Genomic DNA, 8,740 nt, shown 5'->3' with positions numbered 1-8,740 from the left:
CACGGCGCCCGGCGCCGCATGGACGGCCACCATCGCCTCGGCGCTGACCGGGGCCGGCGGCCTGGTGAAGACCGATCTCGGCACGCTGATCCTCGCGGGCGACAGCGACTACACCGGCGGCACCACCGTCAACGCCGGCACGCTGCAGATCGGCGACGGCGCGACGGCGGGCTCGATCGCCGGCGCGGTGGTCCTGGCCAACGGCTCGTCGGTCACCTTCGCACGCGCCGACGACCACGATTTCACCAACGCCGTCAGCGGCACGGGAACGGTGAACGTCAACGGGGTCGCGACCCTGAGCGGCGCAATCACGGCGACCAGCGGCGTCGGCGTCAGCGCGGGTTCGACCGCGACCCTCTCGGACGTCAGGGTCGTCAACGGGAACGCGGTCTTCGCCGGGCTGGACTCGGTGGTGAACCTCGTCGCCGGCGGGACGATCCAGAGCCAGAACGGGACCGGCGTCTTCCTCACGGGAGCCGATGGCGAGGTCAACAACGCGGGCTCCATCACGGCCGGCAGCAACGGCGTCCTCTCCAACGGCGGCCTGACGCTGACCAATGCGGCGACGGGCACGATCAACGCCGTCTTCGCCGTCGTGGCTGTCCAGAACCTTGATCTGGCCAATGACGGCGTGATCGCCGCCACGAACACCGCCTTCAACAGCTCGGGCATCTATGCGGGCGGGACCGGCGCGATCTCCAACACCGGGACGATCACGTCGGGCTCCAACGCCATCTACACCCAGGGCGCGGGCACGCTGACCAACAGCGGCCTGATCCGGGGCGGCGGGGCGGCCTCGACGGTGCGGCTGTTCGGCGCCGGTTCCAGCGTGACCAACCTGGCGAATGGCGAGATCACGACGACCGGAACGGGCGCGGGCCTGTACCTGGACGGGCTCGGCGCGACAGTCGTCAACTCGGGCACGATCCGCGGCGGCAACGCCGTGAATTTCGTCAGCGGCGGCGGCGCGCTCACCAACGACGGAATTCTCATCGGCACGACCGCATCAGGCGTGTTCGGCAACGGCGCCACGACCGTAGACAACCTGACGGGCGGCTCGATCACCGGCGCGACGAACGGCGTGTCCGTCACCGGCGTGGGAACCCTGACCAACGACGGGACGATCACCGGCACGGCCGGCTACGGGGCGCTGCTGCAGGCCGGCGGTGAAATCACCAACACCGGCTCGATCACCGGCGCACAAGGCGGCGTGCGTTCGCTGGCCGCCCTGATCCTCACCAGCTCGGGCGGAATCTCGGGCCCGGTCAACGCCGTCGAGAGCGTCGGCGTCTTCGACGACAACCTGACCTTCCTCGCCGGATCGACGACCGACGGCGCGGTCCTGACCAACGGCGGCGATGACCTGATCTCGCTGGCCGGCGCACTGAACGGCGTGCTCAACGCCGGCGACGGCGCCGACACGGTCACCCTGGTCGACACCGCCGGCTTCACCGCGACCCTCGACGGCGGCGCCGGCGTGGACGCCTTCGTGCTGGACGGCTCGGGCGCGGGCTCGCTGGATATCGGCCAGGTGCTGAACTTCGAAAGCCGCGCCATGAACGGCTCGGGGACCTGGACGCTGACCGGCACGGACGCAGCGACGGCCGCATGGTCCCTGAACGCCGGCGTCCTCGCAGTCTCGGGCGGCTCGGCGATCAATGACGCCGCCTTTGTCGATATCGCCGTCGGCGGGACCCTGTCCCTGCTGAACGACGAAACCATCGGCGCCCTGACGGGATCGGGCTTCGTCGATCTGGGCGGCGGCGGCCTGACCCTCGCAGGCGCGCAAACGACAACCTACGACGGCGTCATCAGCGGCGCAGGCGGACTGACGATCGGCTCGGCCTATGACCTGTCGCTGACGGGAGCCAACACCGCGACCGGCCTGACGGTCGTGGACGGCATCCTGCGGCTTGGCGCTTCGGGCGTTCTCGCCGATGGCTCCAGCCTGCTGATCAATGCGGGCGGCGTGGTCGAGCTCCAGGGCTTCGATGAAACCGTGGACAACGCCTATATCAACGGCGTCCTGAACGGACCGGGCGCCCTGACGGCCGGCGTGTACGCCCTGGACGGGGCGGCGGTGTACGCCGACCTCGGCGCCGGACTTCTGTTCAACGTCGGCGGCGTCTCGACCCTGACCGGCGCTTCGAACGCCGATCTGGTCGTGGTCGACGGCGGTACCCTGCGCCTTGGCGCTTCGGACCGGATCGTCGACACCGCTGACCTCCAGGTCGCCGTCGGCGCGACGTTCGATCTCGGGGCGTTCAGCGAGACAGTCAACGTCACCTCGATCAACGGGACCCTGGCCGGAACAGGAACCCTGACGGCGCTCCAGCATCAGCTGGACGGCGCTACGGTCAACGCCGACATCGCGGGCGGCTCGGCCTATGTCGTCGGCGGGGCCTCGACCCTGAACGGCGCGTCCCATGCCGATCTGCTGTCTGTGATCAGCGGCTCGCTGACGCTCGGCGCCTCCGATCGGATCGCGGACACCGCGACGCTGGCCGTTTCAAGCGGCGCCACGCTGAACCTGGGCGCCTTCGACGAGACTGTCGATATCGCCGCGCTCGCCGGAACCCTGAACGGAACCGGCACGCTGACGGCGGTCGAGTACCAGCTGGACGGGGCGATCGTGAACGCCAACCTCGGCGGCGGGGACCTGTTGAACTTCAGCGGCGTCTCGACGCTGAACGGGACCAGCGACGCCGCAAACCTGCTGGTGCTGGGGGGGACGCTGTCCCTCGGCGCTTCGGACCGTCTCGCCGATACCGGCACGATCGTGGTGTTCCCGGGGGCGACCCTGGACATGGGCGCCTTCGACGACACCGTCGACTTCGCGGTTCTGATAGGCGCCCTGGCCGGAACCGGCACGCTGACGGCGAACCAGTACGCCCTCGGGGACGCCATAATCGACGCCAACCTCGGCGCCGGAATCCTGTTCCACGTCGGCGGCGTGTCGACCCTGAACGGAACCAGCGCCGCCGCCGACGTGGTGGTGCAGGACGGCACGCTGACGCTCGGCGCCTCGAACCGTCTGGCGGATACGGCCTATGTCTGGGTGGACCCGGGTGCGACGCTGGACCTCGGGGCATTCGACGAAACCGTCGAACTGGCGGTGCTCGACGGCACGCTGGCCGGAACCGGCACGCTGACGGCCGACGAATACGACCTCTACGACGCGACCATCGACGCCAACCTGGGCGCGGGCAGCCTGTTCAACGCCGGTGGCGTCTCGACCCTGAACGGAACCAGCGCCGCCGCCTTCGTGTCGGTCCAGGCCGGCGTGCTGACGCTCGGCGCTTCCGAGCGACTGGCGGACGCCGCAACCGTCTCGGTCGAGTCGGGCGCGACCCTTGACCTCGGCGCGTTCAACGAGACCGTCGACGTGGCCCTGCTGAGCGGCGCCCTGACCGGAACCGGTACGTTGACGGCCGCCCAGTACGCCCTCGACGGCGGAACCATCGACGCCAACCTGGGTGCGGGCAGCCTCTTCAACACCGGAGGCGTCTCCACCCTGACCGGAACCAGCGCCGCCGACGACGTGTCGGTTCTGGCGGGCACGCTGGCTTTCGGCGCTTCGAACCGGCTCGCCGATATGGCCACGGTCTCGGTCGCCTCGGGTTCGACGCTGAACCTGGGCGCGTTCAACGACACCGTGGACATCGCGGCGCTCAACGGCGTCCTGGCCGGAACAGGCACGCTGACGGCGGCCCAGTACCAGCTGAACGCGGCCGTGCTGAACGCCAACCTCGGCGCCGGAACCCTGTTCAACCTCGGCGGGGTTTCGGCCCTGAACGGAACGGCCGCGGCTTCGTACGTCTTCATCAACGCCGGCGCGCTGCGGCTGGGCGCCGCCGAGCGCCTGTCTGACGCGGCGACAGTCTCGGTGGCTTCGGGCGGGACCTTCGACCTCAACGGCTTCAACGAGCGCATCGACGCCCTGTACGGGACGGGCGACGTCGACGTCGGCGCGGGCCGCCTGACCATCGGCGGGGAGGAGTCGGCCTTCGGCGGGCGTCTGTCAGGCGCGGGCTCGGTGGTCCACGCCGGCGGTCTGTTCACCCTGCTGGGCGATCACTCGATCCGGTCGATCAGCAACACCGCGGGCGAACTGCGTTTCGCGGGCACGACCACCGGCAGCATCTCCGCCTCGGGCGGCAGCGTGACGGGCGCAGGGACGATCGGCGGCGCGCTCACGGCGTCGAACGGCGCGGTCCTGTCGCCCGGCCTGGCCGGCGTCCAGAACGGCATCGGCGGCTTCACCGCCGGCGGCCTGACGCTGAACGGCGCGACCCTGGCCATCGACGTGCTGGGTATGTCCGGCGGCAACCTGGTCGACCAACTGCGGATCAATGGCGCGGCGACCCTGACGGGCGGCGTCCTGGCCCCGACCTTCCACGGGCCTACGTCCGACTTCGACTTCGCGACCCGCTATCTGTTCCTGCAGGCCAACAACCTTGTCGGAACCTTCGCCAACGGCTCGACCTTCACGGCCACGGCCCAGGACGGCCTGTTCTGGCGGGTCCGCTATGACCTCGCCCCGAACGCCGCCGTGCTGGAATTGCGCCTGCTGGCCAATCTCGATCCGGGCGCGACGGGCACCGGCAACCAGCGCGCCATCGGCCAGGCCCTCTCGGGCGGCCAGTTGGGAGCCTCGGACGACTGGGCTTCGGTTATCGGCCTGATCGCCGGTCTGAGCGCCGCCGACCGGGCGGCGGCCTTCGACAGCATCAGCGGCGAGCCGCTGGCCGACGTCACCACCTCGATGTTCAGCGCCAACGAGGCCTTCCAGAACGCCGTGCGCAACGGCGGCCTGGGCGGGCGCAACGATGGCGGCGAGGCGCTGAACTTCGTCGACAGCCTGAGCTTCTCCGGCGGCCGTGAGAACAGCGCCGACCGTCTGGGCGACGTCCTGGGCGCCTTTGATCCGTCGGCCCCGACCGGGCGCGGCGCGGGCGGGTGGGTTTCGGCCTATGCCGGCGATCAGACGCTTGACGGCAAACCCGGCCAGGCCACGGTCGAAAGCAAGCTGAACGGCTTCGCTGGCGGCTATGGCGTGCGTCATGGCTCGATGAGCCTCGGCGGCGCGGCCGGGGTGACGCGGCTTGAAGGCGATGTCGCGGCCCGCGACGGCCACTACGAAAGCGATCTGTCGCACGCGGCGGGCTATGTCGCCTTTGACGACGGCGTCTGGGCGGCTGACGTTACGGCCTCGTTCTACGGCGGCGACCTGGACACCCGCCGCGGGATCGCGATCGGCGCCTTCAGGGGCATGGCCATCGGCAACACCCACGCCGAGGGCCAGGCGCTCTCGGCCAGCGTGGCGCGCCGCTTCCAGGTGTCGGACGACGGCATGATCGCTCTCGGCGTCATCGGAACGGCGTCCAACGCCTCGGTCGACGGCTATACCGAAACCGGCGCCGGCGCCCTGTCGCTGCAGGCCTCGGGTCAGGAGCGTGACTGGCAGTCGCTGCAGTTCAGCGCGCGTGCGACGCAGGACTATCGCGTCAACGGCCGGGGCTTCCGCGTCTACGGCGGGGCCGGGATCATGGCCATGGCGGGCGACCGTCAGGCCACCGGCGACATGCGCTTTACCGGCGCGCCGGTCGGCTTCGGGAGCTTCGTCGTCGAGGGGGCGGAAGCCCCGCCGGTGGCCGGGCTCGCCGACTTCGGCGTGGAGGTCGGCGCCGGCGAGGGCGTCACCGTCTCCGCCGGATACCGCGGCCTGTTCAGCGAACGCCTGCAGGACAACCAGGTCGGCATCAAGCTGAACGTCAGCTGGTGATCATCACGGCGGCGCCTCCCTCCGGAAGGGCGGGGGCGCCGTCGGTTCCCGAACCTTGTGCGCGGTCCCGCTACGGGCGATGGATTGCGTCCATGGCGGCGCATGCGCGGGGAGGGAACTGATGTCAGACCGGGGCCCGCTGCTCGCCGGGGTCGAACTGGGGGGGACGAAATGCGTCTGCCTGCTGGCCTCCGGACCCGCCGACATCCGCGAACAGGTGCGGATCAATACGACCTCGCCGCAAGAAACCCTCGGCGCGATCCGGGCCGTCCTGACCCGCTGGCGTGATGACCTTGGCTTCGCCGCCGTCGGCGTGGCCAGTTTCGGCCCGCTTGAACTGGACCCCGAAGCCCCCGGCTACGGCAGCATCGTCAATACGTCCAAGCCGGGCTGGAGCGATGCTGACGTGCTGGCGCCGCTGCGCGGGCTCGGCGTCCCGATCGCGTTCGACACCGACGTCAACGGCGCCGCGCTGGCCGAAGGGCGATGGGGGGCGGCGCAGGGCCTCGACAGCCATGCCTATGTCACCGTCGGCACGGGGATCGGCGTCGGCTCGGTGGTGCGGGGGCGCACGGTCCGGGGTCTGGGCCACTCCGAAGCCGGGCACCTGCGAATTCCGCGTCTGGCCGGCGCAACCTGGGCCGGCGTCTGCCCGTACCACGGCGACTGCGTCGAGGGTCTGGCGTCCGGTCCGGCGATACAGGCGAAGGCGGGGCAGGCGGGCGATCGGCTGACGCCGTCCGATCCGGCCTGGGACGAGGTGGTCCACGCCCTCGCGGCCCTGCTGCACAATCTGGTGCTGACCACCGCTCCGCAACGGATCCTGATCGGCGGGGGGGTGGTCGGCGGACAGCCCTTCCTGCTGCCCCGGCTGAGGACGGCGCTGATCCACAGTCTGAACGGCTACGGCGCGGCGCCCGGCATCGTCGCGCAGATAGAGGACTTCGTGGCCGCTCCCGCCCTGGGGGACCGGGCCGGCCCGCTGGGCGCCATCGCGCTGGCGGAAGACGCCGTGGGCTGAACCGACGCGACGGCTATACGCCCCGCGTCCCCTCCATGAAGCGTTCGTACCGTTCCGGGTGGATCGAGGCCGTATCGCCGTCGAGCTTGACGACCATCCAGACGCTGGCGACCGACAGGATCGCGGCGCCCAGCAGCACCGGCCAGAATTCGCGAACAGCCCGCATGGCGACGCCTTCCATTGCCGGGCCGGTTCGGTGGCCCGGGCGGGAAACGGACGCATGCCGGTCCGGGTTCCTGTGTCCGCCCGCGCGCCTTGACGGCCCGCGCGTCGGCTGGTGGATGAAGGAACGCCACGACAGGTCCCCCATGCCCATCTCCTTCGCCCAGCTCGCCCCCATACTCATGCTGACGGCGTCCAACATCTTCATGACCCTGGCCTGGTACGGCCATCTGAAGTTCGGCTCGAAACCCCTGTGGCTGGTCGTCATCGTCAGCTGGGGGATCGCCTTCTTCGAATACTGCCTGGCCGTACCCGCCAACCGGATCGGGCATCAGGTCTATTCGGCGGCGGAACTGAAGACGATGCAGGAGGTGATCACCCTGGTCGTGTTCGCCGTCTTCTCGGTCACCTTCCTCGGCGAGAAGCTGACGATGAACCACGCGGTCGGATTCGCCCTGATCCTGGCCGGGGCCTGGTTCGTGTTCCGCGGCCCGCTCTAGGCCTCGGCCAGCAGCGCCAGCAGGGCGAAACTGGCCAGCCAGTGCTCGCCCATATAGTCGCCGGTGACGTGGGGCAGGGCGGCGTCGAGGTGGTCGCCGGCGGCCGTGAGGGCGATGGACCGGCGAGGGTCGTCCGACGGCAACGCCGCCGCAATCTCGCGCCAGCACCAGGCCCGGCTCAGGTTCAGCCCGTCCAGATGGGCGATCTTGCCGTCGGATCGGTCGCTGACGCCGGCCGGCCGGAACAGGGTCGCGGGCGCGCGCTGCGCCATCCGGGGCAGGAAGGCGTCGAACCAGCCGGCGAAGGCGTCCGGGGCCATCACCCGCCGCATCAGCACCGCCTCCATCAGGGCCGGGGAGAGGAACTCGTCCTGCGACGGCTCCCACGCCTGACAGTCGCGGTCGGCGGCATGCCAGCGCAACGCCCGCTCGCGGCAAAGGCCGGTCAGGGCGGCGTCGCCCGCGCCCTCCGCGTAGTCCAGCGCGAGTCTCAGGGCGAAGGCCGTGTTGTAGTGGGTCCCGACCCGCACCGGATAATCCGCCAGCGGCAGGAAGTCGGTGAACCGTCTGGCGAAGACCAGCGTCAGCGGGCGCAGGGTTTCGGCCCGCCCGTCGCCATGCTGCTCCAGTTCCGCCGCCAGCATCAGCAGCCAGGCCCAGCCGTACGGCCGCTCGAACCCGCGGCTTCCGGCGCGATCCAGGTACGCCGTCTCCGCCGCCACGTTTTCCCGGGTGAACATCTCGTCCGCCAGCGCCCGGATCCGCCCGGCTTCCGGCATGTCGGGATACAGCCGCAGCAGGGTGAACAGCGTCCACCATCCGTGCACGCACGAATGCCAGTCGAAACTGCCGAAGAAGATCGGGTGCAGGGCGCGCGGTCCTTGCACGTCCTCCGGTCCGGACACGACGTGATCCATCTTGTTCGGATATTCGCGGACCACATGGCCCAGCGCCGCCGAAGCGAAGCGGGAGGCGGTCGCGGCGTCGAGGCGGTGCGTCATCTCAGAACCTGAAGGCCAAGGCGTACATCAGCGCCATATTGACCACGAGCAGGATCAGGGCTGTCGGGATCTGCGCCCTGATCACCCCGTTCAGCGCCGCGTCCCGGTCCGGCAGCTCCAGCAGATTGGCCGGCACGACGTTGAAGTTGGCCGCCATGGGCGTCATCAGCGTCCCGCAGAAACCCGCCAGCATGCCGATGGCGCAGACGATGGCCGGGTCGCCGCCGAACTGGACGACCACGAACGGCAGGCCGATCGCGGCGGTCATCAC

At 70.2% G+C, this 8,740-nt stretch carries 6 protein-coding genes; 3 read left to right on the top strand and 3 right to left on the bottom strand.

The features are described from left to right. The first annotated feature begins 64 nt into the window (after nucleotides 1–64). The gene (locus tag V6M42_RS08215; RefSeq protein WP_332678148.1) at nucleotides 65–5,785 is read left to right on the top strand and encodes an autotransporter-associated beta strand repeat-containing protein; all 5,721 of its coding nucleotides are present in this window, start codon (nucleotides 65–67) and stop codon (nucleotides 5,783–5,785) included. A 121-nt stretch (nucleotides 5,786–5,906) separates the two neighbouring features. Next, nucleotides 5,907–6,806 (top strand): ROK family protein, encoded by a 900-nt coding sequence (locus V6M42_RS08210; RefSeq protein ID WP_332678147.1) that lies wholly within the window; start codon nucleotides 5,907–5,909, stop codon nucleotides 6,804–6,806. A 13-nt stretch (nucleotides 6,807–6,819) separates the two neighbouring features. On the opposite strand, the gene V6M42_RS08205 is transcribed toward V6M42_RS08210, so the two are convergent. Next, complete coding sequence (locus tag V6M42_RS08205; protein ID WP_332658810.1) at nucleotides 6,820–6,972, bottom strand: hypothetical protein; 153 nt, start codon at nucleotides 6,970–6,972, stop codon at nucleotides 6,820–6,822. 142 nt (nucleotides 6,973–7,114) lie between these two features. On the opposite strand from V6M42_RS08205, the gene V6M42_RS08200 reads away from it, so the two are divergent. Then, complete coding sequence (locus V6M42_RS08200; protein ID WP_332658809.1) at nucleotides 7,115–7,468, top strand: DMT family protein; 354 nt, start codon at nucleotides 7,115–7,117, stop codon at nucleotides 7,466–7,468. On the opposite strand, the gene V6M42_RS08195 is transcribed toward V6M42_RS08200, so the two are convergent. Next, nucleotides 7,465–8,469, bottom strand: a complete 1,005-nt coding sequence (locus V6M42_RS08195; RefSeq protein WP_332678146.1) for a DUF2891 domain-containing protein — start codon at nucleotides 8,467–8,469, stop codon at nucleotides 7,465–7,467. The genes V6M42_RS08200 and V6M42_RS08195 overlap by 4 nt on opposite strands. Before the next feature lies 1 nt (nucleotide 8,470). Further along, nucleotides 8,471–8,740, bottom strand: a 270-nt coding sequence (locus V6M42_RS08190; protein ID WP_332678145.1) for a 5-oxoproline transporter, DUF979 family subunit, incomplete at its 5' end; no start/stop codon positions are given.

The sequence above is a fragment of the Brevundimonas sp. genome (assembly GCF_036677305.1).
Lineage (GTDB): Bacteria > Pseudomonadota > Alphaproteobacteria > Caulobacterales > Caulobacteraceae > Brevundimonas.
The sequence above is the reverse complement of the archived record's forward strand: the minus strand, read 5'-3'. Positions and strand labels throughout refer to the sequence as shown.

What these genes read in the sequence shown, in the direction of transcription:
- V6M42_RS08210 (WP_332678147.1), top strand. Translation starts at nt 5,907, where the DNA reads ATGTCAGACCGGGGCCCGCTGCTCGCCGGGGTCGAACTGGGGGGGACG.
- V6M42_RS08195 (WP_332678146.1), bottom strand. Translation starts at nt 8,469, where the DNA reads ATGACGCACCGCCTCGACGCCGCGACCGCCTCCCGCTTCGCTTCGGCG.
- V6M42_RS08200 (WP_332658809.1), top strand. Translation starts at nt 7,115, where the DNA reads ATGCCCATCTCCTTCGCCCAGCTCGCCCCCATACTCATGCTGACGGCG.
- V6M42_RS08205 (WP_332658810.1), bottom strand. Translation starts at nt 6,972, where the DNA reads ATGCGGGCTGTTCGCGAATTCTGGCCGGTGCTGCTGGGCGCCGCGATC.